22 protein-coding genes are annotated in these 23,014 nt (G+C 57.2%); 11 read left to right on the top strand and 11 right to left on the bottom strand.

Translation table 11 applies throughout. The features are described 5' to 3' along the window. Entirely contained in the window at nt 1-1,188 is a 1,188-nt protein-coding gene (locus tag EC836_RS19500; protein WP_123336189.1) for a YjgN family protein, read from the bottom strand. A gap of 221 nt (nt 1,189-1,409) precedes the next feature. Between EC836_RS19500 and EC836_RS19495 the strand changes: the two genes are divergently transcribed. Further along, a complete protein-coding gene (locus tag EC836_RS19495; RefSeq protein WP_123336187.1) occupies nt 1,410-1,919 on the top strand; it encodes a GNAT family N-acetyltransferase in 510 nt (169 codons plus the stop codon). Nucleotides 1,920-2,661: 742 nt separating this feature from the next. Here EC836_RS19495 and miaE read toward each other — a convergent pair. Together miaE and rraB are read right to left on the bottom strand one after the other, a co-directional pair. Continuing rightward, nucleotides 2,662-3,423, bottom strand: a complete 762-nt coding sequence (miaE, locus tag EC836_RS19490; protein ID WP_123336482.1) for a tRNA isopentenyl-2-thiomethyl-A-37 hydroxylase MiaE — start codon at nt 3,421-3,423, stop codon at nt 2,662-2,664. A 64-nt stretch (nt 3,424-3,487) separates the two neighbouring features. After that, complete coding sequence (gene rraB, locus EC836_RS19485) at nt 3,488-3,913, bottom strand: ribonuclease E inhibitor RraB (protein ID WP_123336184.1); 426 nt, start codon at nt 3,911-3,913, stop codon at nt 3,488-3,490. Between the two features lie 158 nt (nt 3,914-4,071). Between rraB and argF the strand changes: the two genes are divergently transcribed. The 4 genes from argF (at nt 4,072) to ridA (ending at nt 7,235) form a co-directional block, all read left to right on the top strand. Next, complete coding sequence (gene argF, locus EC836_RS19480; RefSeq protein ID WP_123336182.1) at nt 4,072-5,079, top strand: ornithine carbamoyltransferase; 1,008 nt, start codon at nt 4,072-4,074, stop codon at nt 5,077-5,079. A 269-nt stretch (nt 5,080-5,348) separates the two neighbouring features. Continuing rightward, nucleotides 5,349-6,308: an aspartate carbamoyltransferase gene (pyrB, locus tag EC836_RS19470; protein ID WP_123336480.1), complete on the top strand. Its 960-nt coding sequence runs from the start codon at nt 5,349-5,351 to the stop codon at nt 6,306-6,308. Further along, nucleotides 6,295-6,759 carry an aspartate carbamoyltransferase regulatory subunit gene (pyrI, locus tag EC836_RS19465; protein WP_123336178.1) on the top strand — a complete coding sequence of 155 codons (465 nt, stop codon included), beginning with the start codon at nt 6,295-6,297 and terminating at the stop codon, nt 6,757-6,759. Before pyrB ends, pyrI begins: the two co-directional genes overlap by 14 nt. Nucleotides 6,760-6,848: 89 nt before the next feature. Next, a complete protein-coding gene (ridA, locus tag EC836_RS19460; protein ID WP_123336176.1) occupies nt 6,849-7,235 on the top strand; it encodes a 2-iminobutanoate/2-iminopropanoate deaminase in 387 nt (128 codons plus the stop codon). Nucleotides 7,236-7,283: 48 nt separating this feature from the next. Here the strand turns inward: ridA and EC836_RS19455 are convergent, their stop codons facing one another. Further along, nucleotides 7,284-9,842: a DEAD/DEAH box helicase gene (locus EC836_RS19455; protein ID WP_123336174.1), complete on the bottom strand. Its 2,559-nt coding sequence runs from the start codon at nt 9,840-9,842 to the stop codon at nt 7,284-7,286. Between the two features lie 290 nt (nt 9,843-10,132). On the opposite strand from EC836_RS19455, the gene nrdD reads away from it, so the two are divergent. The 3 genes from nrdD to EC836_RS19440 all read left to right on the top strand — a co-directional run bounded on the left by nrdD (nt 10,133) and on the right by EC836_RS19440 (nt 13,218). Next, nucleotides 10,133-12,271: an anaerobic ribonucleoside-triphosphate reductase gene (gene nrdD, locus EC836_RS19450; RefSeq protein ID WP_123336172.1), complete on the top strand. Its 2,139-nt coding sequence runs from the start codon at nt 10,133-10,135 to the stop codon at nt 12,269-12,271. Continuing rightward, on the top strand, nt 12,268-12,732 hold the full coding sequence (gene nrdG / locus EC836_RS19445) for an anaerobic ribonucleoside-triphosphate reductase-activating protein (RefSeq protein ID WP_123336170.1): 465 nt from the start codon (nt 12,268-12,270) through the stop codon (nt 12,730-12,732). Before nrdD ends, nrdG begins: the two co-directional genes overlap by 4 nt. A gap of 183 nt (nt 12,733-12,915) precedes the next feature. Continuing rightward, nucleotides 12,916-13,218 carry a GIY-YIG nuclease family protein gene (locus EC836_RS19440; RefSeq protein WP_123336168.1) on the top strand — a complete coding sequence of 101 codons (303 nt, stop codon included), beginning with the start codon at nt 12,916-12,918 and terminating at the stop codon, nt 13,216-13,218. Here the strand turns inward: EC836_RS19440 and EC836_RS19435 are convergent. Together EC836_RS19435 and EC836_RS19430 are read right to left on the bottom strand one after the other, a co-directional pair. Continuing rightward, complete coding sequence (locus EC836_RS19435; protein WP_123336166.1) at nt 13,205-13,708, bottom strand: GNAT family N-acetyltransferase; 504 nt, start codon at nt 13,706-13,708, stop codon at nt 13,205-13,207. The genes EC836_RS19440 and EC836_RS19435 overlap by 14 nt on opposite strands. Then, the gene (locus tag EC836_RS19430) at nt 13,702-14,229 is read right to left on the bottom strand and encodes an SCP2 domain-containing protein (protein WP_123336165.1); all 528 of its coding nucleotides are present in this window, start codon (nt 14,227-14,229) and stop codon (nt 13,702-13,704) included. Before EC836_RS19430 ends, EC836_RS19435 begins: the two co-directional genes overlap by 7 nt. A gap of 204 nt (nt 14,230-14,433) precedes the next feature. Here EC836_RS19430 and EC836_RS19425 point away from each other — a divergent pair, with 204 nt between their 5' ends. Together EC836_RS19425 and EC836_RS19420 are read left to right on the top strand one after the other, a co-directional pair. Further along, on the top strand, nt 14,434-15,429 hold the full coding sequence (locus EC836_RS19425) for a peptidase U32 family protein (RefSeq protein WP_123336163.1): 996 nt from the start codon (nt 14,434-14,436) through the stop codon (nt 15,427-15,429). A gap of 10 nt (nt 15,430-15,439) precedes the next feature. Continuing rightward, nucleotides 15,440-16,318, top strand: coding sequence for a U32 family peptidase (locus tag EC836_RS19420; protein WP_123336161.1), 879 nt, complete (start codon nt 15,440-15,442; stop codon nt 16,316-16,318). A 9-nt stretch (nt 16,319-16,327) separates the two neighbouring features. Here the strand turns inward: EC836_RS19420 and EC836_RS19415 are convergent, their stop codons facing one another. Genes EC836_RS19415 through EC836_RS19405 form a run of 3 tightly spaced genes read right to left on the bottom strand, consistent with a single transcriptional unit; the run spans nt 16,328 to nt 19,553 of the window. After that, the gene (locus EC836_RS19415; protein ID WP_123336159.1) at nt 16,328-17,449 is read right to left on the bottom strand and encodes an ABC transporter permease; all 1,122 of its coding nucleotides are present in this window, start codon (nt 17,447-17,449) and stop codon (nt 16,328-16,330) included. Further along, the gene (locus EC836_RS19410; RefSeq protein WP_123336157.1) at nt 17,446-18,600 is read right to left on the bottom strand and encodes an ABC transporter permease; all 1,155 of its coding nucleotides are present in this window, start codon (nt 18,598-18,600) and stop codon (nt 17,446-17,448) included. Before EC836_RS19410 ends, EC836_RS19415 begins: the two co-directional genes overlap by 4 nt. Continuing rightward, nucleotides 18,582-19,553, bottom strand: coding sequence for an HlyD family secretion protein (locus tag EC836_RS19405; RefSeq protein WP_123336479.1), 972 nt, complete (start codon nt 19,551-19,553; stop codon nt 18,582-18,584). Before EC836_RS19405 ends, EC836_RS19410 begins: the two co-directional genes overlap by 19 nt. Nucleotides 19,554-19,834: 281 nt before the next feature. Between EC836_RS19405 and EC836_RS19400 the strand changes: the two genes are divergently transcribed. Next, complete coding sequence (locus tag EC836_RS19400; RefSeq protein ID WP_123336155.1) at nt 19,835-20,842, top strand: luciferase-like monooxygenase; 1,008 nt, start codon at nt 19,835-19,837, stop codon at nt 20,840-20,842. 71 nt (nt 20,843-20,913) lie between these two features. Here the strand turns inward: EC836_RS19400 and EC836_RS19395 are convergent, their stop codons facing one another. Both EC836_RS19395 and yrbN read right to left on the bottom strand, forming a co-directional pair. Then, the gene (locus tag EC836_RS19395; protein WP_123336153.1) at nt 20,914-22,854 is read right to left on the bottom strand and encodes a DEAD/DEAH family ATP-dependent RNA helicase; all 1,941 of its coding nucleotides are present in this window, start codon (nt 22,852-22,854) and stop codon (nt 20,914-20,916) included. Then, a complete protein-coding gene (gene yrbN, locus EC836_RS25150) occupies nt 22,847-22,921 on the bottom strand; it encodes a protein YrbN (protein WP_370348261.1) in 75 nt (24 codons plus the stop codon). Before yrbN ends, EC836_RS19395 begins: the two co-directional genes overlap by 8 nt. Between the last annotated feature and the right edge of the window lie 93 nt (nt 22,922-23,014).

Here is a 23,014-nt window from a genome sequence, read left to right as displayed (position 1 = left end):
TCAGATTCCCGCGTTGAGATCGAAGGCGGAAACCACCTCTTCCGCCACTGCCGTACGGGCCGAGTCGTGATGAGCCATCACTTCATCCAGCGAGATATCGCCCTCCAGCTCGGTGCTGTTAGCCAGATAACGCGCCAGTCGAATTTCGGCAATCGGGGCACCCAGACCGAGGGTGAAGATCACGATCAGCGTATTGGTCAGCGTCAGTGCCAGGAAGGCGCCCGTCGACAGCGTAGATTTCAGGCGCAGCTTATCGCCCAGTTGGGTCTGGCCGAAAACATAATTACGTTGTGCTACCACTAAATAAGCGGAAGAGACTAAGCCACCGAACAGAATGACCAGGAAAGTCAGGAAAATATTCAGCACGTTTCCGGCCATCATATTACCCAGCATCTCCGGATCGCTCGCACCCATTGCCGAGGCATAGATAATAGAAGCGAAAAGCGAACCCACCAGCAGGCCACCGACAATCAGGAACGGCAGCATAATCAGGAAGCTGATCAAGACCATTTTAATAAATGTCTTTTTGCTCAGTTCGGCTTTAAACGACAGCTGGCCAAACGCCATATTATTGATATACAGATCGTGATTCAGTGCGGCAACGGTCCCCTGTATTGCCGCCAGCCCCACCAGATACAGCACGAAGCAGATCACGCCGACGGTCAATGTGGTGCTGATATTCCCGCTGGTCACACCTGCTGCGCCGATCATGCCAACCACCAACAACAGCGCCAGAATCATCAGTACTGGTGCCAGATACATCGTCCAGTATGCGCGGCCCAGGCGGCAGTGGTAGTTAAAGCGCACGCCGCGGAAGCTGCTCATCAGCGCGTTATAGCGCCAGCTGCGGATCACAATCCACGGTATCAGCGCAAAGAAGGCCAGCATAGAAATCAGGGTAAGGGTCGGGGAAATCGAAGAGATAATAAAGAACAGCACCAGACCAATAAAGACAATAATGCGGCCAATAAGGAGATTGATCGGACGCGCATGATAATCAAAACGATCGCCGGCAATTTCAGTATTACCATAGAAATAGCGACGGCGGCGTACGGTAGCCCAGGCGGAATATATCCCCAGCGTTACCATGGTCAGTAATGCATTGACTAACCAGATTGAAAAATATTCGCCCGCGCGGCCGTGGAACACCACCGGATGGCGCTGAGAATACGAAGTATTGTTTTCCATTAGATTTTCTTCCTGAAAATAAGAGGGTTCAATAATAAGTCAGAATATTTAAACGGTACAACTGTCCGCTATTTAAGCATGGCACTGATGGCTGAACAATGAAATAGTTATCATTAAGATTAACCCTGGTTATGCCGGGGAAACACTCATCCGCACATTGCATCATCGTCTCAGCAATGTTATTACACTTACCTGCTGCCGAACTGCTACGAGCCTGATTTATGACAACCGCGATTCAATCTACCCTGACTGTGCAAGTACGCCCGATTACGCTGGCTGATAATCCCCATATTGCTGCGGTGATCCGCACGGTTTCTGCTGAGTTTGGCTTAACGGCGGATAAGGGCTATACGGTGTCTGACCCGAATCTGGATCGTTTGTATGAGCTGTACAGCGAAAACAACAGCGCCTACTGGGTCGTGGAAGTTGCAGGCAAGGTAGTTGGCGGTGGCGGTTTAGCGCCATTGCAGGGCGGCGATCCTGATGTGTGCGAATTGCAGAAGATGTATTTCCTGGCGGAGGCGCGCGGTCTTGGTGTGGCGCGTAGCCTGGCGCTTCAGGCGCTGGAGTATGGCCGCGAGCGCGGGTTCAAGCGTTGCTATCTGGAAACCACCGCGTCACTGACGCGCGCAATTCGCCTGTATGAACATCTGGGTTTCCAGCATATTGATGGCCCGATGGGCTATACCGGACATGTAGATTGCGAAGTGACGATGCTGAAAGCGTTATAAGGCTTTTGCATTTTGCCTGAGTCGCCTGAACGCTGGCGCGCCCGCTCACTGGCGGTGATTTAGATTTGATGCTCTTTGCCTGAGTTGCCTGAACGCCGGCGCCCCCGCTGACTGGCGGTGGCTTCGGTCGGGCGGGTCCTCGCGCCGCGCCGCGGTTCCTTCTCTTCGCTCGTCAGCCTGTCGGACCGCCACAGACTGGGCTTCCTGCCCAGGCCGTGCCTTTCGCCCACGTCCGTGTGGGCGAATCCTGGCTTCCTCTCTCCGTTCAGCGCTGCGGATGCTCCGACCGAAGCCACCGCCAGTCCGCTGATAAACTTCTGCGTTGCCCGGAAAAACGGACACACCCACCAACAGCCCGTCGGCAAATAAAGCCTGTGTAACCTGGATAAGCGGACACACCGACAAACAACCCGTCAGCAAATAAAGTCTGTGTTACCCGGAAAAACGGACACATCTACCAACAGCCCGTAGGCAAATAAAACCTGTGTTACCTGGATAAGCGGGCACCTGAGGCGAAGGGAGAGCGGCCTCTGCGGCTGACGGACAATCCGCAGCGCTGAGGAGCAGGCAGTGGGACCGGAGAGACCAGCAGGGATGCTGGGCTCAGGCGCAGCGCGGGCAGGACGCCCGCTCTGTGCCGATCCGACAGGCCCGCAGCCGAAGCCGAAGGCACCGCGAAGCGGCGCGAGGACCGTCCGGCAGCCGCAGAGGCCGCTCTCCGGTCCCGGTCCCCTGCATGCAATCAAAAATCCGGCATCCCGCTATGAAAACGCAGCTCGCTATCCGGATCGCTGATTAAACGGGCTTCGGTTTCACCAATCTTCCGTACACGCGCACTGATATCCTGCCCTGAGATCAACTCAGCCAAGGCAAGATAATCCTGATAGTGCCGCGCTTCCGAACGCAGCAGTGAGACATAGAAAGCCGACAGCTCATCGTCAAGATACGGGGCCAGGCTGGCAAAACGCTCGCAGGAACGCGCTTCGATGTAGGCGCTACAGATCAGCTTATCCACCAGCGTCTGCGGCTCGTGGGTAGCGACTTCTCGCAGCAGCCCTTTGGCGTAGCGGCTGGCGGTAATTTTCGCATAGGGGATCCCCCGCGCCTGCATGATCTCCAGCACCTGATAAAAATGATGCAGCTCTTCTTTAATCAGCAGCACCATCTTATCCACCAGCTCATCGCCGTACGGTGTTTCTTCTCGGGTAATAATGGTTTTAGACAGCGCCCGGTGCTGTTCAAGAAACGTCAGATCGCTTTGCGAATTGTGGACGAAGTTTTCCCACGGCTTCAGCCACGCCAGCAGCGCATCGCCGCTGGCTTTATCAGCCACGTACTTACGGATCAGCCACATGGCGGTTTGTGCCGCTTTCAGCTCACAGACCAGGTGATCGGTAAGCAGCAGGGCCAGATTTTGCGGTTTACGCGCTTCGTCGATCCACGCCTGCGGGGTGCGGCAAAGCAGAAAGCCGTGAATGGGGGCAAGGAGGTGTTCGGTATTCATCATTCGGACCAGACAGGAAAGAATCATCACGCCGCAGAGTACCTGCGGCGTGCACTATGCAGGATTAGTGACGTACGCCGTTGTCTTCCTCGTCGTCAGCCTCATCTTCACCGTCTTCATCTTCGTCCTGGGCATCAGGATCTTCGAAGTAGGTGCCCCAGCCGTCGTAGTCAACGTTGAATTTCGCCACCAGATCCACCAGCTGTTCAACCTGCTGGTCGATCAGTTCGGCATTCAGTGCGCCTTCGCTCAGGATATCGCAGCACATTACGGTAGTGCCGTCTTCCAGCTCCAGCTCTTCCGGCTCGGTCACTTCATAGCCCAGCTTGAATGCTTCCACCGCCGCCTTTTCCAGCGCGTCGAAGCTGTCACAGGAAAAATGATGCTCAATGGTATACAGCGCATCAGGATCGCTACCGTCATCCAGCAGCTCTTCAATAATCAGCCGCGTCTCTTCACGCTGCTCTGCCAAAAATGCTTCATTAGCCATGATCCGTTCCTTAATTTATGGGTCTTGTTTGATTATTTTCCCACAGCGCCCTCTGCGCCACTACCTTTATACAAAAGTTTCTGCACGCCGGGGTTGAAAATGAATATTCATACGGTTAGATTGAATTTAAATTCATTAAAGATTACCTGGAGTGCTTTATGAGTCATCTGTATCAACGTCATTTCCTCAGGCTGCTGGATTTTACCCCCGCCGAAATCAACGGTTTACTCGCTCTGGCCTCAACGCTTAAGACCGATAAGAAAAACGGTGAAGAAATTCAGCATCTGAAAGGCAAGAATATTGCGCTCATCTTCGAAAAAGACTCGACCCGTACCCGATGCTCTTTCGAAGTTGCCGCTTACGATCAGGGCGCTAACGTCACCTATCTGGGCCCAAGCGGTAGCCAGATCGGCCATAAAGAGTCGATGAAGGACACGGCCCGCGTGCTGGGTCGGATGTATGACGGCATCCAGTATCGCGGCCACGGCCAGACGCTGGTGGAATCACTGGCTGAACATGCGGGGGTGCCGGTATGGAACGGCCTGACTAATGAGTTCCATCCGACCCAGCTGCTGGCCGATCTGCTGACCATGCAGGAACATCTGCCGGAGAAAGCCTTCAGCGAAATGACCTTCGCCTACGTTGGCGACGCGCGCAACAATATGGGCAATAGCATGCTGGAAGCGGCCGCGCTGGTGGGCCTGGATCTGCGCCTGGTAGCACCGAAAGGCTGCTGGCCGGATGAAAAACTGGTTGAAGAGTGTCGCGCAGCGGCGGAGAAAACCGGCGGAAAAATTACCCTGACCGAAGATATCGCGGCGGGCGTAAAAGGGGCTGACTTTATCTATACCGACGTCTGGGTTTCCATGGGCGAGCCAAAAGAAGTCTGGGCAGAGCGCATTGCCCTGCTGCGCAGCTATCAGGTGAATGCGGAGATGCTGGCGCTGACCGGTAATCCGCAGGTGAAATTCCTGCACTGCCTGCCCGCTTTCCACGACGATCAAACCACGCTGGGCCAGCAGATGGCCGAGCAGTACGATCTGCACGGCGGCATGGAAGTGACCGATGAGGTGTTTGAATCCGCGCACAGCGTGGTGTTCGATCAGGCGGAAAACCGTCTGCACACCATCAAAGCGGTAATGGTCGCGACGCTGGCGAAACTGTAGTAGCCCTGCGGGAGGCAAACGATTACCCGGCGCGCGTTTTTCACTTGCCGTGCCGTTTCGAATGCGTATAATGCCCCCCGTTTGCCGGGAGGAACCATGCCACAGAACGCTATTAACATCACCGTTCACCCACGTCTGTATACAGGCGGGCAGTGCCGTTTTTCCTTCCGTTGCACTACCGATCATCAGAAAAAAGCCCCTCATTGAGGGGCTTTTTTTTGTCCTTTTTTCAGTACCGGCGCGCGTAGAGGAGAGTGAACATGGCGACTATTGCCAATCCGCTATATCACAAACATATTATTTCGATTAACGATCTCAACCGTGAAGAGCTGGAACTGGTGCTGCGCACCGCCGCCAGCCTGAAGGCGAATCCTCAGCCGGAACTGCTGAAACATAAAGTCATTGCCAGCTGCTTCTTTGAAGCCTCTACTCGTACCCGCCTGTCGTTTGAAACGGCGATCCACCGCCTCGGCGCTTCCGTGGTCGGCTTTGCCGACGGCAGCAACACCTCGCTGGGCAAAAAGGGCGAAACGCTGGCGGATACTATTTCGGTGATTGGCACCTACGTCGATGCGATTGTGATGCGCCATCCGCAGGAGGGTGCCGCGCGCCTGGCGACCGAGTTTTCCGGCGGCGTTCCTATTCTGAACGCTGGTGACGGTGCGAACCAGCATCCGACGCAGACCCTCTTGGATCTGTTCACCCTGCAGGAAACGCAGGGCCGACTGAATAATCTGAACGTGGCGATGGTCGGCGATCTGAAGTATGGCCGTACCGTTCACTCGCTGACCCAGGCGCTGGCCAAGTTCGAAGGCAACCGCTTCTACTTTATCGCGCCGGATGCGCTGGCTATGCCGGCCTACATCACCGATATGCTGGATGAGAAAGGCATTGTCTGGACACGCCACGATAATATCGAAGAGGTGGTGCCGCAGGTGGACATTCTGTATATGACCCGCGTGCAGAAAGAGCGCCTGGATCCGTCCGAGTACGCCAACGTCAAGGCCCAGTTTATTCTGCGCGCCAGCGACCTGGCTCACGCCCGCGACAATATGAAAGTGCTGCACCCGCTGCCGCGCATCGATGAGATCGATACCGACGTCGACAGCACGCCTTATGCCTGGTACTTCCAGCAGGCAGGCAACGGTATCTACGCACGCCAGGCGCTGCTGGCGCTGGTACTGAACAGCGAACTGGCTAATCAGGAGAAACACGATGACGCACGATAATAAATTACAGGTTGAAGCGATTAAATGCGGCACGGTGATTGACCATATCCCGGCGCAGGTCGGCTTTAAGCTGCTTTCCCTGTTCCGCCTGACCGAAACCGACCAGCGCATTACCATTGGCCTGAATCTGCCGTCCGGCGAGATGGGCCGCAAGGATATCATCAAGATCGAGAATACGTTCCTCACCGACGATCAAATCAACCAGCTGGCGCTTTACGCGCCGCACGCCACGGTTAACCGCATTGATGACTATAACGTGGTGGCGAAAAGCTCTCCGACGCTGCCGGAGCGCATCGAGCGCGTGCTGACCTGCCCGAACAGCAACTGCATCAGCCGCAACGAGCCGGTGTATTCCAGCTTCGCGGTGAAAGCGCGTAATGCCAATCTCTACCTCAAGTGCAAATACTGCGAGAAAGAGTTTGCGCACCATGTGGTTATGGCGAACGACTGATTACTGTTTGCAGGTTTAAGCCGATGTGGTAAATATCGCTGGGGCGCACCGTGTCGCCCCGCAAACCTCAGACACATTCAGGAGAAACTATGTCTCGCGAAATCAGTACTGAAAACGCCCCGGCAGCGATTGGTCCCTATGTTCAGGGCGTCGATCTCGGCAGCATGATTATCACTTCAGGCCAGATCCCGGTAGATCCGAAAACCGGTAACGTGCCCGATGATATTACCGCGCAGGCGCGTCAGTCGCTGGAAAACGTCAAGGCCATCGTGGAAGCGGCCGGTCTGAAAGTCGGTGATATTGTGAAAACCACCGTTTTTGTGAAAGATCTAAACGACTTCACCACGGTGAATGCCGCGTACGAAGCCTTCTTCACCGAGCATCAGGCCAGCTTCCCGGCGCGTTCCTGCGTGGAAGTGGCTCGTCTGCCGAAAGATGTGAAGATTGAGATCGAAGCGATCGCCGTTCGTCGCTAAAAGTGCGGGCGGATTGTCATCCGCCCTGCTTTAGCCCAACCGGGGAAATCAGGTCAGCAGCTGCGATAAATCTTCCTGACTGAAGCTGGCCGGTTCGCTCAGTTCATCCGCCAGAATTTCCCCCGCCAGTTCTGCTTTATTCTGCTGTAACGCCACCACCTTCTCTTCAATGGTATCCGCCGCAATCAGCTTGTAGACAAAGACCGGCTTATCCTGGCCGAGGCGATAGGCTCGGTCGGTGGCCTGATTTTCCGCCGCCGGGTTCCACCAGGGATCGTAGTGGATCACCGTATCCGCCGCCGTCAGGTTCAGACCGACGCCGCCCGCTTTCAGGCTGATCAGAAACACCGGCACTTCACCCTGCTGGAAGCGCCGCACCGGCTCATTGCGATCGCGGGTGCTGCCGGTCAGGGTGACAAAATCAATGCGCGCGCGCTGCAGCTCTTCCGCAATAAGGGTCAGCATCGAGGTGAACTGCGAGAAGATCAGAATACGGCGATCTTCCGCCAGCAGATCGTTGAGCATCTCGCGCAGCAGCTTCAGTTTGGCGGAGTGCTTCACTTTTTCCGCCCGCGCGTCCTCCACCAGCCGCGGATCGCAGCAGATCTGCCGCAGTTTCAGCAGCGCATCCAGCACCAGCAGATGACTGCGCCCCGCGCCCTGCTGCTGTACCGCCAGCTGCACGCGATCCTGCATCGCCGCACGCACCTGGTCATACAGTTCACGCTGCGCGCCCTCCAGCGGCACGCTGCGCACGATGGTGTTTTTCGGCGGCAGTTCTTTCGCCACTTCCTGCTTGCGGCGGCGCAGCATAAACGGCCGCACGCGCTTCGCCAGCAGATCGCGACGGGCCTTATCCCCGTTGCGTTCAACCGGGATCCGCCATTCCTGCATAAAGTCGCGCTCGCTGCCGAGGAATCCCGGCAGCAGGAAGTCAAACTGCGACCACAGCTCGCCGAGGTGGTTTTCCAGCGGCGTACCGGTCAGGCACAGGCGATGACGAGTCTTCAGCCCGCGGATCACCGAGGCCGCACGCGAGGCGCTGTTTTTCACGTACTGCGCCTCGTCGAGGATCAGCATATGGTAGGCGTGCGCCACCAGCTGCGGCTGATCGCGCCACAGCAGGGAATAGGTGGTGATCACCACGTCGTACTGCTCAACCTGTTCGAAGAAGTCCTTGCGCTGCGGGCCGGTCAGCGCCAGCACGCGCAGGTCGGGCGCAAAGCGCGCCGCCTCGCAGCACCAGTTATGCACCAGCGTGGTCGGGACGACGATCAGCGCCGGGCGGTCAAGGCGTCCGGCCTCTTTTTCCAGCAGCAGGTGCGCGAGGGTCTGAATGGTTTTGCCCAGCCCCATATCATCCGCCAGCACGCCCGCCAGCTGATGCTGACGCAGGAACTGCATCCAGCTGACGCCCTGTAGCTGGTAATCGCGCAGCGTGGCTTTCAATCCCGCGGGCGGCACGACAGGCTGCACGCCGTCGTTGCCGCTGAGCTTCTGCGCCAACTGGTGCACCGCACTGTCGCTGTCAAAGGTCCAGCGGCTGTGAGGATCGCTTTGCCCCAGGCGGCCGACGTCCCATGCGGCCAGCCTGAGCGGCTGCGGATCCTGTCGGTCAAACAGGTCGATCAGGTTACCGACCAGTGGTTTGAGCTGAGCAGCGCGAAACAGCAAACGCCGGTCGCGTTCATCGCGCAGTTCAATTTGTTCGTCATCGGGAATGAGATTCAGGCTGCCGCCCATCCAGCGCCTGTCGCGGGCAAACAGCCCCGCCAGCAGCGGCTCCAGCCGCACGCGCTGACGCCCCAATTTCAGCGCCAGCTCCAGATCGAACCAGCCATCCAGCGCCTGCACCGCGCGCCCTTCAATGGCGTCCACCTCGGTGACGTTCCAGGTAAAGTCGCTGTCCATGCGGATTTTCCAGCCGCGCCTGCGCAGGGCCGGCAGGCCGGTTTTGATAAAGTCGCGCCATTCGGCGGGCGTTTCCGGGGCGAAGATCTCCGGTGGCAGCGGCGCGGGCGTATAGATATGGCCCGCCGGGATGGTTTGCAGCCCGGCGTTCTGGATCTGCACCAGCCAGTTCTGCTCTTCTTCAACATGCCGCGCAACGTGATAGTGCTGCCCTTTGCGATCGCTGAAGCTTTGCGCGCGGCTGCCGGCATCGACCCGCACGCCGGCATAGTCAAAGCTGACCGAGGCGAAGTCGAGCCGCTTTTGCCGGTGGCCGTAGTGGCCGTAACCGCTGATAAACTTCGCCCGGGATTCCAGCTGCAGGGTGGGAACCGGATCGGCGTCGATAGTATTCAGCACCTGGTCATTCACGGCCTGACGCGGGCGCAGATTTGCCAGCATCACCGCGGCAACGTGGCGACAGTTGTTTTTGACCGCGCAGCTGCATTCGCCGCTGGCCTGCAGCCTACCCTGGGGACGGCTGAAGTGGACCATTACGCTGTAAGGTTCTGCCGCTCGCCCGGCCACGTCACCGGTTAGCAGTCTGTTCTGCCACTGAATATTCTGCACGCTGGCGACCAGATCGCGCGCACGGGCAACGGTTCGTACCCCCAGCCAGCGGACGACCTGATTTTCGTTGTAGGTGACAGACGACATCGTGCAGTTATTCCTGGTTTAATCGGGCAAAGAGACTTTCGCCCCACGGCAACCGGCAATAATATTAATTCCAGGGGTAGGAATGCAACTGCGACAGCACGAGAGCACGGTAAAAGCAGATTGTTGCGGTCAACATCCGTAGCAATTCATCCACTCGACTGACTATGCGCCTCCACATCGTAATCTTTGTTTCAGGTCAACAAACCTTCGGTTAAAGTCGATCAAAGCACTATATATAGCGTTTAATATACCCATCGCAAACTACATATAGATTTCACAGGAGAGTGGCGGTGGTAACTGAGGTCATCAAACGGGACGGCTGCATCGTGGCTTTTGATCCCGCACGCATTGAGGCGGCGATTCGCGCGGCCGCTCAGGCAGCGAGAGTAGAGGATAACGATTACTGCGCCACCGTCGCCAGCCTGATCGGTGCGGCACTGGCCGATCGTCAGCGGGTGGATATTGCCGAGGTCCAGAAGGCGGTGGAGGATCGGCTGATGGCCGGGTCATATCCGCAGCTGGCGCGCTGCTATATCGAGTATCGCCACGATCGCGATGTCGCCCGGGAACTGCGCGGGCGGCTGAATCATGAAATTCGCGGGCTGGTTGAGCAGAGCAACGCCGCGCTGCTGAATGAAAACGCCAATAAGGACAGCAAGGTGATCCCAACCCAGCGCGATCTGCTGGCGGGGATTGTGGCAAAACATTATGCCCGCCAGCATCTGCTGCCGCGCGATGTGGTCACCGCCCACGAGCGCGGTGAGATCCACTATCACGATCTCGACTACTCGCCGTTTTTCCCAATGTTTAACTGCATGCTGATCGATCTGCGCGGCATGCTGACCCACGGTTTCAAAATGGGTAATGCCGAGATAGAGCCGCCGAAATCGATCTCTACCGCCACCGCCGTGACCGCACAGATTATTGCGCAGGTCGCCAGCCATATTTACGGCGGCACCACCATCAACCGTATTGATGAGGTGCTGGCTCCCTACGTTGAGGCCAGCCTGGCAAAGCATCGTCTGGTGGCGCAGAGCTGGCAGATTGCGGACGGCGAAGCCTACGCGCGCAGCCGCACGGAAAAAGAGTGCTACGACGCCTTTCAGTCGCTGGAATATGAGGTCAACACGCTGCATACCGCCAACGGCCAGACGCCGTTTGTCACCTTCGGCTTTGGCCTGGGGGAAAGCTGGTCTGCACGGCTGATCCAGCAGTCGATCCTGCGAAACCGTATTGCCGGGCTGGGGAAAAATCACAAAACAGCTGTGTTTCCGAAGCTGGTATTCGCCATCCGGGCGGGGCTGAACCGCCTGCCCGGCGAGGCCAACTATGATATCAAGCAGCTGGCGCTGGAGTGTGCCAGCAAGCGCATGTACCCCGATATTCTCAATTACGACCGGGTGGTTGAGGTCACCGGCTCCTTTAAAACGCCGATGGGCTGCCGCAGTTTCCTCGGTGTGTATGAAGAAAACGGCGAGCAGATCCACGACGGCCGCAACAATATCGGCGTCATCAGCCTGAATCTGCCGCGCATCGCGCTGGAAGCACAGGGCGACGAAAAACGCTTCTGGGCGCTGCTGGATAATCGGCTGCTGCTGGCTAAAAAGGCATTGATGACGCGCATCGCCAGGCTGGAAAACGTCAAGGCGCGTGTCGCACCGATTCTGTATATGGAAGGGGCCTGCGGCGTGCGGCTGCAGGCGGATGAACCGGTTGCCGGTATCTTTAAAAACGGCCGCGCGTCGATTTCCCTCGGCTATATCGGCATTCATGAAACGCTGAATGCCCTGAGCGGCGGCGCGGTTCATCCTTACGATGACGCCCGCCTGCGTGAAACCGGGCTGGCGATTGTCAGCCATCTGCGCCAGGCGGTGGAGCGCTGGAAAGACGAAACCGGCTACGGCTTCAGCCTGTACAGTACGCCAAGTGAAAACCTCTGCGATCGCTTTTGCCGTCTTGATGCCGCCGAGTTTGGCGTAGTCACCGGCGTGACCGACAAAGGCTACTACACCAACAGCTTCCATCTGGACGTTGAGAAAAAGGTTAACCCTTACGACAAGATCGATTTTGAGGCCGCCTACCCACCTTTAGCCAACGGCGGGTTTATCTGCTACGGCGAGTACCCGAATATTCAGCACAACCTGAAAGCGTTGGAGGACGTCTGGGACTACAGCTACCAACACGTGCCCTACTACGGCACCAATACGCCGATTGATGAGTGCTACGAGTGCGGGTTTACCGGGGAGTTCGACTGCACCAGCAAAGGTTTTACCTGCCCGAAATGCGGCAACCACGACAGCAGCCGGGTTTCGGTCACGCGGCGGGTGTGCGGCTATCTCGGCAGCCCGGATGCCCGCCCGTTTAACGCCGGCAAGCAGGAAGAGGTTAAGCGACGCGTTAAGCATCTTGCCTCCGGGCAGCTGGGGTGAATATTCATCAGTATTACCCGGTGGATATCGTTAACGGACCGGGCACGCGCTGCACGCTGTTTGTCTCCGGCTGTGAGCACCAGTGTCCCGGCTGCTATAATCAGAGCACCTGGCGGGTGAATTCCGGTGCGCCTTTTACCATTGAGATGGAGGAGCGGCTGATCGCCGATCTCAACGACAGCCGCATTCCGCGCCAGGGACTGTCGCTTTCGGGCGGCGATCCGCTACATCCGGCCAATCTGGTCGATGTCCGGCGGCTGCTGTGGCGCGTGCGGCGCGACTGCTCAGGGAAAGATATCTGGATGTGGACCGGCTACAGGCTGGCGGAACTGAGCGAACGCCAGCAGGAGGTCGTCGCGATGGTGGATGTGCTGATCGACGGGAAATATGTTCGGGAGCTGCGCGATCCGGCGCTGCTGTGGCGCGGCAGCAGTAATCAGGTGATACACCGGCTTCGCTGAAGAGCCGCAGTCATTAGAAAACAGATCGTAATGCGGTGCACAGGCGAGGCTGGAAAAAGCTCGTCGTTCTCCGCTGCGCCAGGAATCGAATGGCGAATGCGGCATCCGGCTATGGCAAATCACGCACCCTGCGCGCACATTTTTACGCTAAAGTAGCGGTGACTGCCGTTTCCGAGAATACTCATGAGCACAACCGCCGCCAGCTGGCGACTCTACATCCTGCGCACCGCTAAGGGCTTGCTGTATACCGGGATCACCAACGATGTTGACCGACGTTTTAACCAGCACCAGAACGGGAAAGGTGCGAAGGCGCTGCGTGGTAAAGGACCGCTGGAGCTGCTGTTCCATTGTGAAGCAGGCGATCGCTCGCAGGCATCAAAGCTGGAGTATCAGGTGAAACAGCTGAAGAAGCAGGAAAAAATCAGGCTGATTACCCACCAGCCTGAATCTTTAACCCTCTGGCTTGAACGGCTCAGAAACGGTTAAACGGCTCCGAATAGCCAATTTCACCGGTCGCGCCGTCGAAAGCATCGTCCGCCAGCTTGTAGACCTGGAATGCCGTTTGCGTATCGGGCCAGCGGCAGTGCAGCTGGTGCTGCGCCGCGCTGACAAAGCCAAATTTTGCGTAGAATTCAACGTCGCCCAGCACCACAACGGCCGCATAGCCGAACTCATTTAAGGTATCCAGCCCTTCATAAACCAGCTGTTTACCCAAGCCCTGTCCACGCACGCTTTCGTCAACCGCCAGCGGAGCAAGCCCCACCCACTGCCGATCTTCTTCATTCAGCGTGACCGGGCTGAAGGCCGCATAGCCCAGCACCTGGCCTTCATCATCGGTGGCAACTACGCCCAGCGTCAGCAACCCATCCTCGCGCAGCTGCTGCACCAGTTCGGCTTCAGCAGGCGTCGGGAAGCTGCGGCGCAGCAGGCCGTCGATGCTGGCGGCATCAACACCAATTTCGGTACGAATTAACATGACACACCTGCGCGATCCGGCGGGGAAGTCGCGTCCTCGTTCAGTCCGGCCTCGACAAAATCGGCCAGTTGCATAAGGCCGATGCGCATTGGCTTCGGCATGGATTCAATATCGATTGCGTCCATCAAATTCTTCACTTCCAGCCCCAGCTCGGTATCACCTTCAATATGCAGTCGACGCTGGAAGAACAGCGTATCGGGATCCTGTCTGCGCGCGGTAATGAGCAGCAGATCGTTGGCATTGCCGCGAAACCAGACGTCACAATCACTGCGTTCGGCAACCAAAAGCTGCCCTTTTTCAACCGTAACTGACCAGCGTAGCTCAAGATCGCTCACTTCAATACCCAGCCAGCGATTTTCAAGAAAATCCAGTTCGCCTTCTGCCAGAGCCTGCTGAAACTGCCAGCGCAGCAGCCCCTGCAGCAGCGGCTTTTTCAGTACAAACGGGGTGAATCGCAGCGGGAAACTCAGCAGCTGCGGCCCTTTACGGACGCAGTGGGTACGTAGCGGGTTCAACACCATTATTACTCCTTACGAAAAATTTCGCCTATTTTGCCACAATGGCGGAGCGCTTCAGGCGGCTGGATCAATAAAATGGGCGAACTATACGATTTTTAGCAGGGAATCCGTCCCTCATCAATACGCCATTCGATGCCTTAAATCAAAATTTGTCGCCGCTTTCCTCTCTAAAATCATCGATTCTTCTGTTTAATGGAATTGCTCCTTATGGAACTGCTGTGCCCGGCCGGAAATCTTCCGGCACTGAAGGCCGCCATTGAAAACGGCGCTGACGCGGTCTACATCGGTCTGAAAGATGAAACCAACGCCCGTCATTTTGCGGGCCTGAACTTCACGGATAAACGCCTGCAGGAGGCCGCTCGCTTCGTTCATCAGCACAGGCGCAAGCTGCACGTGGCGATTAACACGTTTGCGCATCCGGATGGTTACACCCGCTGGCAGCGGGCGGTGGATATGGCCGCCGGTGCCGGGGCCGATGCCCTGATCCTCGCCGACATCGCCATGCTGGCCTACGCCGCCGAGCGCTATCCTCACATAGAACGCCATCTTTCCGTGCAGGCTTCCGCCACCAATGCCGCAGCCGTGCGCTTTTACCAGCGTAACTTCGATGTGGCTCGGGTGGTACTGCCGCGCGTGCTGTCTATTCATCAGGTACGCCAGCTCGCACGGGATACTAACGTGCCGCTGGAGGTGTTCGCTTTCGGCAGCCTGTGCATTATGGCCGAGGGTCGCTGCTACCTCTCTTCTTATCTGACCGGCGAGTCGCCCAATACCGTTGGCGCCTGCTCCCCTGCCCGCTTTGTCCGCTGGCAGCAAACCGCTGACGGACTAGAGTCGCGGCTGAACGAAGTGCTGATCGATCGCTACGATGACGGAGAAAATGCCGGCTATCCCACCCTGTGCAAAGGCCGCTACAGGCTGGACGGACAGCGCTATCACGCGCTGGAAGAACCCACCAGCCTGAATACGCTGGAACTGCTGCCGGAGCTGATGGCAACCAACATCGCGTCGGTAAAAATTGAAGGCCGCCAGCGCAGTCCCGCCTATGTGGCGCAGGTGACACGCATCTGGCGACAGGCTATCGATCGCTGTAAAGCGGCCCCGGATAACTTTGTCGCCCAGCCGCAGTGGATGGCGGCACTGTCCGAGCTGAGTGAAGGTACGCAGACCACGCTGGGTGCCTGGCACCGGCAGTGGCAATAGGAGGAAGAGGATGAAGTATTCACTGGGGCCGGTGCTGTGGTACTGGCCGCATGAGGCGCTGCAGGATTTTTATCGTGCGGCGGCAGACAGCGAGGCGCAGATTATCTACCTTGGCGAATCGGTATGCAGCAAGCGGCGGGCAACCAAATTCAACGACTGGCTGACGATGGCCCGGGAGCTGGCTGCGGCGGGGAAACAGGTGGTGCTGAGCACGCTGGCGCTGCTGCAGTCTCCCTCCGAACTGACCGAGCTCAAGCGCTACGTGGATAACCGCGAATTTATCATTGAGGCCAGCGACTTTGGCGCGGTCACGCTGGCTAACGAAGCCGGGCTGCCGTTTGTGGCCGGGCCTGCGTTGAATGTTTACAACGCCGTGACGCTGGAACTGCTACTGAAGATGGGAATGACCCGCTGGTGCATGCCGGTCGAGCTGTCTCGGGACTGGCTGGTTAACCTGCTGACGCAGTGCGACGAACTGGGCATCCGCGATAAATTCGAAGTCGAGGTGATGAGCTACGGCTATCTGCCGCTTGCTTACTCGGCCCGCTGCTTTACCGCCCGATCGGAAAACCGCAGCAAGGATGAGTGCCAGACCTGCTGTATTCACTATCCACAGGGTCGCAGCCTGCATACTCAGGAAGATCAGCAGGTGTTTGTGCTCAACGGCATTCAGACCATGAGTGGATACTGCTACAACCTCGGTAACGAGCTGACCTCAATGCAGGGACTGGTCGACGTGGTGCGGCTCTCCCCGTCGGGCATTGATACGCTGGAGGTGATTAGCCAGTTTCGTGCCAATGAGGCAGGCCACAGCCCTGTGGCGCTGGCAGCAGGCGGTGACTGCAACGGCTACTGGCGGCGCGTAGCCGGGCTGGAGCTGGTCAGATAGCCATTCCTGTTAATCGGTTGAACGGCACCGCCAGCCGTTTTCGCGCAGTTTTGCCACCAGAAATCCTGTGGTGGCATACACTGCGCCCATTACCAGCAGAACCATCACATACTGCCTGACTTCGGATACCGGCAGCCCCATCTGATTAACTCCCGCGATCATTCTGGTCCCCCAGGTAGAGGGAAACATCATGGAAATGGTACGGACCCAGTCAGGCATCGACTGCACCGGCCAGATCGTGCCCGAAAGATAGTAGACCGGGGTGGTGATAAACGACAGCGACAGATAGATGCGCTCCACCTCACGAATACATTCGGTGAGCAGCTTCGCCAGCCCCAGCACCGCCAGTTGGAACGGCAGCGTCAGCAGCACTAACTCTGCCAGCGGAGCCGTTTGCCGGTAGCCCAGCACCCACGGCCATAGTCCAAACAATACTACCGATAAAAACAGCCAGATCGGTATCAGCGCCGATAGCGCACCCAGCGTGACCGACAGCGGCGGCCTGCCCTTGCTGCGCAGTGTTAAGTTGACCCGCACTCCGGCAATCAGCAGCGAATGCTGTAACAGCATCACCAGCAGCCCGGGGAATACGATAGCGGCAAAACCGATCCCTGGGTTAAACACGTCCACCGTTTGCCCAATCACGGGCGTGAGAATCACCTCCGCCTGGCGGGCGCTGAAGCCCTGTTTCATCATCAGCTGGATGCTGTACTGGCTCAGTACCTGCTGATAGGCGGCGATTACGTCCAGCTCTATTTGACCGTTCGCCAGTCGGTTGGTGGCATCACCGTAAACCGGAATATTCACCGGTTTCCCTGCCAGCATTTTCTGCTCCAGGTCCTGCGGCATTAATACCACCGCAAACAGCTTGCGCAGCCCGAGGTCGTGCAGGGCATCGGGCAGATTGTCGTAGATCTGCGTGTTCACCTTAGGCGTCGCATTCAGCTGGCGGGTGATCAGTCGGCTGGCCGTACTGTGGTCCATATCAATCACCGCCACCGGCAGGTCCCACACGCTGCGGTTCATATAAACGGTGCTCATCACGCACAGCGAAAGCAGCATCATCAGCCACATTGGTTTTTGCAGCATGCGCATCAGCGTGGAACAGAAGGTTTGCCACCACAGTTTCACTGTGCCACCTCCGGTTTCACCAGCCGCTGATAGAGGCGCTTGCGCACCAGCAGCGCTGAGATCAGAGGATAAACCATCAACAAGGCGCAGACGCTGAGCACCGGTTTTCCCGGCACGTCACGCAGGAAGAGATCAAACATGGCGTAGAGGGCATGGGTCAGCGGTTCGATATTAGATATCAACTGAGCAGGCCACGGCATCGACAGTTCGGGCATCGCGATTCCCGAAAAAGTCAGCGCAAGGCTAACGAAAATCCCCATCATGCTGTAGGCGGTAATCGCGCTGCCGGTAAAGGTAAACAGCATCACACCGAGACTCTGCGCTGCCATGACGTAAAAAAACGCCACGGCCAGCATGTAAAACGGGTTGCCGACTACCCTTGCGCCGAAGATCCCCACCAGCAGAGCGACCTCCGTCATCAGCAGCGCGGTATAGCAGAGGGTGAAAGGAAACAGCTTACCGAGCAGCGCCATGCCAAAATGCCGTTGAAAAATCAGCGGACGAGAACGCGCCAGCAGCCAGATGGTCAGCGTGACGGTAAACAGCTGCACCAGATGAATGCATGCCGCGAACTGCTGGTAGTAGATATAGCTGCCGCTGGCGTTGAACAGGCTGTCGTAATCCAGGGTGACGTTTGGCAGCACCGGCATCGTACGCCCGCTGGCAGCCACCAGCCAGGGTTGGTACTGGCTGTTCAGCTCGGCGATCGTGCCGCTAAAATCCTGGGTAGAGTAAAATCCGGCACCGTAAAACAGCGCATTATAATAGAGGGAGATACGTGGCTGCCTGCCGGCCAGCAGGTCGGCTTCGAAATAAGGCGGAATCATCAGCACTGAATAGTCTTCGGCACGACGAAGGCGTTCCAGCGCATCCGGTAAGCCGCCGTCAGCAACGGTGACCCGCGCATGAGATCCGGCATTCAGATGGCGGATCAGCTGGCGCGATGCTTCACTGTGATCGCGATCGACGGCGACAACCGGCAGATCGAGCAGCGTTCCGGCCGAGAAGTCACTGGCGATTAGCGCGAACAGCAGCAGCGGGAAACACCAGCCAAGCCAGTGGACCACCGGCTTACGCCAGGCAACCAGAATTTCATGGCGAAAGGCACGCTGAAAAGCCCACAGCCTGCGATTTACTCCTGCCATTGCCATAGCGCGCTCATTCCCTGACGGAGATCTTTTACCGGTGATAACGGATACAGGCGAACTTCAAACGTTTTCAGGTCGAAGTCGCCGGTTGCGCGAGTGGCGCGTTTGGTCGCGTAATCGCCCAGCGGAGCGATATAGCGCACTTCGGCCTCAATCTGCTGATTATTCAGCGCCGGTACGCGCAGCGAGACTTTATCGCCCTTGCGCACGTGGGCCAGAATATCCTCACGTAAATCAAAGACAAACCAGGCGGTGGGTAGTTCCAGAAGCGTAATCAGCGGGCTACCGGCATTGAGCAGCTCTCCACGCTCGGCGGGGATTGGGCCAACCTCACCGGCAACCGGCGATCTGACCAGCAGCTCATCGGTTTGCGCCTTGACCTCCAGCAGATCCTGCTCGGCCTGATGCAGCTGAGCGGCATAAGCAGCGCGCTGTTCAACACGGTCGCCATGCAGTCCCTCATCGAGATTCGCCTGTGCAGCCAGCACCTGTTGCCAGGCACTGTCACGGCTTCTACGGGCATTATCCAGGTCCTGGGCGGAAATATAGCCCTGCCTCGCCACGGAGAAATCACGTTGCCAGGTCGCCTGAGCATTGAGATAGTCAGTACGGGATTGTTCTAACAGTGCGCGTAAATTACGAATCGTCTCTTCGCGCGTACCGTTAAGAGAAAGATTCAGCGTCTGCTGTGCCCGATCGCGGGCCGCTTCGGCCGATTTCAGCTGGGCGATAAGTTCCGGAGCTTCAAGCTGGATGAGGGGCTGCCCGACAATGACATCATCACCGCGACGCACCAGTTTTTCGAGCACCCGGCCGTGGGCTTTAGAAGAAACAATGACTTCCGTGGCGTCAACTTCACCCTGCAGCAGTAAATAATGACTGTGTGCCCGGATGAGAATGGTCAGAGCGACGGCCAGAACGATCAGGAGAAGGGTAAAAAATGCCGTTTTTTTCATTGAAATCCCCCCGTTTTCGTTAATAAACGGGGAATCGACCAGCCAGCCATTGCATTTCCTTTGCATAAAAATGGTCAACGTTGAATGAATGTACGATCGCTGATTTAAGGTTTCTTACCGTAAAACCACTTTTAGCGGTATAACGCATTCAAAGGGGCCTGAATGAAGCTCATCTGCGGCCAAATCTTTTACAAAGTGCTGCAAACGGACAATCGTTTGGCATACATATGTCGTAGCCTTGAACGATGTATGATTGAGAATCTGAGAATAAGTGAGCGTCTATGTCTGAGAAAAAAACGGTACCGCTTTCGGTACTCGATCTTGCCCCTATTCCTCTTGGTGCTTCAGCGCGTGAGGCGTTCCACAATTCGCTTTCTCTGGCCAGACAGTCAGAGAAGCTGGGCTATCACCGCTACTGGCTGGCCGAACATCACAACATGACCGGTATTGCCAGCGCGGCGACCTCGGTGCTGATTGGCTATCTGGCGGCCAATACGCAAACGCTGCGGCTCGGCTCCGGCGGCGTGATGCTACCGAATCACTCCCCGCTGGTGATTGCCGAACAGTTCGGTACGCTGGAGTCACTCTATCCGGGCCGCATTGATCTGGGTCTTGGCCGCGCGCCGGGTTCCGATCAGCGCACCATGATGGCGCTTCGCCGTCATATGGGCGGACACGTGGATAATTTCCCGGCCGATGTGGCCGAGATGATTAGCTGGTTCGACGCGGCCGATAACGATGCGCCTGCTGTTCAGCCGGTGCCGGGTCTGGGTTTGAACATTCCGGTCTGGCTGTTGGGTTCCAGCCTTTACAGCGCGCAGCTCGCGGCGCAGCTGGGGCTGCCGTTTGCGTTTGCCTCGCATTTTGCACCGGATATGCTGATGCAGGCGCTGCATCTATACCGTGAAAACTTCAAGCCGTCGGCACGCCTGTCGCAACCTTATGCCATGGTGTGTATCAATATCGTTGCCGCCGACAGCGAGCGTGATGCGCGGTTCCTGTTTACCTCAATGCAGCAGCAGTTCATTAACCTGCGCCGGGGTAAACCGGGCCCGCTACCGCCGCCGGTGGAAAATATCGATAGCCTGTGGTCGCCGTCCGAACAGTACGGCGTGCAGCAGGCGCTGAGCATGTCGATCGTGGGAGATAAAGAGAAGGTGCGCCAGGGGCTGGCGAGCCTGATGCGTGAGACTCAGGCAGATGAAATTATGGTTAACGGCCAGATTTTCGATCCTGACGCTCGCCTTTACTCCTTTGAGCTGGCTATGCAGGTACGAAATTCGCTGTAGTTTTTCTTTTTCACGAATGGCAGACATAAAAAAACCAGCCCGAAGGCTGGTTTTTTATTGGGCATCAGTGATTATGCATCACGACGACGGGCTGGCGCGCTGCCGCCTTCTTCGCGACGCGGGCCACGGTTGCCACCGTCACGGCTGAAGCCGCCCGGGCGACGCTCACCGCTACGCTCGTTGCTGAAGCGACGACCGCCTTCACCACCACGACCACCTTCTGCACCACGACCGCCTTCACGACGCTCGCCGCTGCCGAAACCACCACGTGCCGGGCCGCCTGGACGACGCTCACCACCGCGATCGGTGCGTGGCTGTGCATCGCCAATCAGCTGCATATTCATTGGTTTGTTCAGAATACGCGTACGGGTAAAGTGCTGAAGCACTTCGCCCGGCATGCCTTTTGGCAGCTCGATAGTCGAGTGAGTACCGAACAGTTTGATGTTACCGATGTAACGGCTGCTGATATCGCCTTCGTTAGCGATGGCGCCAACGATATGACGAACTTCAACACCATCATCACGGCCAACTTCAATACGGTACACTTCCATATCGCCAACTTCACGACGCTCACGACGTGGACGATCGCCATCACGCTCACCGCGCGCTTCACGAGGCTCACGTGGGCCACGCTCTGGACGATCACCGCGACGCTCATCACGCTCACGGAATTCACGACGCGGGCGCTGTGGAGCATCAGCAGGAACAATCAGAGGACGTTCGCCCTGTGCCATCTTCAGCAGTGCTGCGGCCAGAGTTTCGATGTCCAGCTCTTCTTCAGGCTGCATTTTAGCCAGCAGTGCACGGTACTGTTCCAGATCGCTGCTTTCCAGCTGCTGCTGTACTTTTGCTGCGAACTTAGCCAGACGGCGTTCACCCAGCAGTTCTGCGTTAGGCAGCTCCACTTCAGGAATGGTCAGTTTCATGGTGCGTTCGATATTACGCAGCAGACGACGCTCGCGGTTCTCAACGAACAGCAGTGCGCGGCCAGCACGGCCAGCACGGCCGGTACGACCGATACGGTGAACGTAAGACTCGGCATCCATAGGGATGTCGTAGTTAACCACCAGGCTGATACGCTCAACGTCCAGGCCACGGGCCGCAACGTCAGTGGCGATCAGAATGTCCAGACGGCCATCTTTCAGACGCTCCAGTGTCTGCTCACGCAGGGACTGGTTCATATCACCGTTCAGCGCGGCGCTGTTATAACCGCTACGCTCCAGCGCTTCAGCCACTTCCAGCGTTGCGTTTTTAGTACGCACGAAGATGATGGCAGCGTCAAAGTCTTCCGCTTCCAGGAAGCGAGTCAGCGCATCAGTTTTACGGCCATAGGCAGTCCAGTAGCTCTGGCTGATGTCAGGACGCGTAGTCAGGCTTGACTGAATGCGCACTTCCTGTGGATCTTTCATGAAGCGCTTAGTGATACGGCGAATCGCTTCCGGCATGGTTGCTGAGAACAGCGCGGTCTGATGACCGTCTGGGATCTGCGCCATGATAGTTTCAACGTCTTCGATGAAGCCCATACGCAGCATTTCATCAGCTTCGTCCAGTACCAGACCACGCAGGTTAGACAGGTCCAGGGTGCCACGCTTCAGGTGGTCCAGCAGACGACCTGGGGTACCAACAACAACCTGTGGTCCCTGACGCAGAGCGCGCAGCTGCACGTCATAACGCTGGCCGCCGTACAGGGCCACAACGTTAATGCCACGCATGTGTTTAGAGAATTCGGTTACGGCTTCAGCTACCTGAACCGCCAGTTCGCGGGTCGGTGCCAGCACCAGAATCTGTGGTGCTTTAACAGTTGCATCAATGTTATTTAGCAGCGGCAGGGAGAATGCCGCAGTTTTACCACTCCCGGTCTGCGCCATACCCAGAACGTCACGGCCCGCCAGCAGGTGAGGAATACACTCAGCCTGGATTGGGGAAGGCTTTACATAGCCCATACCGTTCAGTGATTCAAGGATGTCAGCGTTCAGGCCAAGGTCGGAAAAAGTGGTTTGAATATCAGTCATGTAGTACACGTGCCTCGTAGATTTCGGCGGCCAGTCTACATAACTCGTCGTGAAAATTTTCAGTCATTTTCATCAAAAAGTGTGAACCGGCTCAAATTAGTGGTTTCGACGAACAAAAATGCCCTCATCCGCGAAGATGATGACTTTTCAAAGTTCAGGC

The organism is Erwinia sp. JUb26, from assembly GCF_003751505.1.
GTDB lineage: Bacteria > Pseudomonadota > Gammaproteobacteria > Enterobacterales > Enterobacteriaceae > Erwinia.
The sequence above is the reverse complement of the archived record's forward strand: the minus strand, read 5'-3'. Positions and strand labels throughout refer to the sequence as shown.

Coding starts and splice junctions, on each gene's coding strand:
- EC836_RS19500 (WP_123336189.1), bottom strand. CDS start 1,188: ATGGAAAACAATACTTCGTATTCTCAGCGCCATCCGGTGGTGTTCCAC.
- EC836_RS19495 (WP_123336187.1), top strand. CDS start 1,410: ATGACAACCGCGATTCAATCTACCCTGACTGTGCAAGTACGCCCGATT.
- miaE (WP_123336482.1), bottom strand. CDS start 3,423: ATGAATACCGAACACCTCCTTGCCCCCATTCACGGCTTTCTGCTTTGC.
- rraB (WP_123336184.1), bottom strand. CDS start 3,913: ATGGCTAATGAAGCATTTTTGGCAGAGCAGCGTGAAGAGACGCGGCTG.
- argF (WP_123336182.1), top strand. CDS start 4,072: ATGAGTCATCTGTATCAACGTCATTTCCTCAGGCTGCTGGATTTTACC.
- pyrI (WP_123336178.1), top strand. CDS start 6,295: ATGACGCACGATAATAAATTACAGGTTGAAGCGATTAAATGCGGCACG.
- ridA (WP_123336176.1), top strand. CDS start 6,849: ATGTCTCGCGAAATCAGTACTGAAAACGCCCCGGCAGCGATTGGTCCC.
- EC836_RS19455 (WP_123336174.1), bottom strand. CDS start 9,842: ATGTCGTCTGTCACCTACAACGAAAATCAGGTCGTCCGCTGGCTGGGG.
- EC836_RS19440 (WP_123336168.1), top strand. CDS start 12,916: ATGAGCACAACCGCCGCCAGCTGGCGACTCTACATCCTGCGCACCGCT.
- EC836_RS19435 (WP_123336166.1), bottom strand. CDS start 13,708: ATGTTAATTCGTACCGAAATTGGTGTTGATGCCGCCAGCATCGACGGC.
- EC836_RS19430 (WP_123336165.1), bottom strand. CDS start 14,229: ATGGTGTTGAACCCGCTACGTACCCACTGCGTCCGTAAAGGGCCGCAG.
- EC836_RS19425 (WP_123336163.1), top strand. CDS start 14,434: ATGGAACTGCTGTGCCCGGCCGGAAATCTTCCGGCACTGAAGGCCGCC.
- EC836_RS19420 (WP_123336161.1), top strand. CDS start 15,440: ATGAAGTATTCACTGGGGCCGGTGCTGTGGTACTGGCCGCATGAGGCG.
- EC836_RS19410 (WP_123336157.1), bottom strand. CDS start 18,600: ATGGCAATGGCAGGAGTAAATCGCAGGCTGTGGGCTTTTCAGCGTGCC.
- EC836_RS19405 (WP_123336479.1), bottom strand. CDS start 19,553: ATGAAAAAAACGGCATTTTTTACCCTTCTCCTGATCGTTCTGGCCGTC.
- EC836_RS19400 (WP_123336155.1), top strand. CDS start 19,835: ATGTCTGAGAAAAAAACGGTACCGCTTTCGGTACTCGATCTTGCCCCT.
- EC836_RS19395 (WP_123336153.1), bottom strand. CDS start 22,854: ATGACTGATATTCAAACCACTTTTTCCGACCTTGGCCTGAACGCTGAC.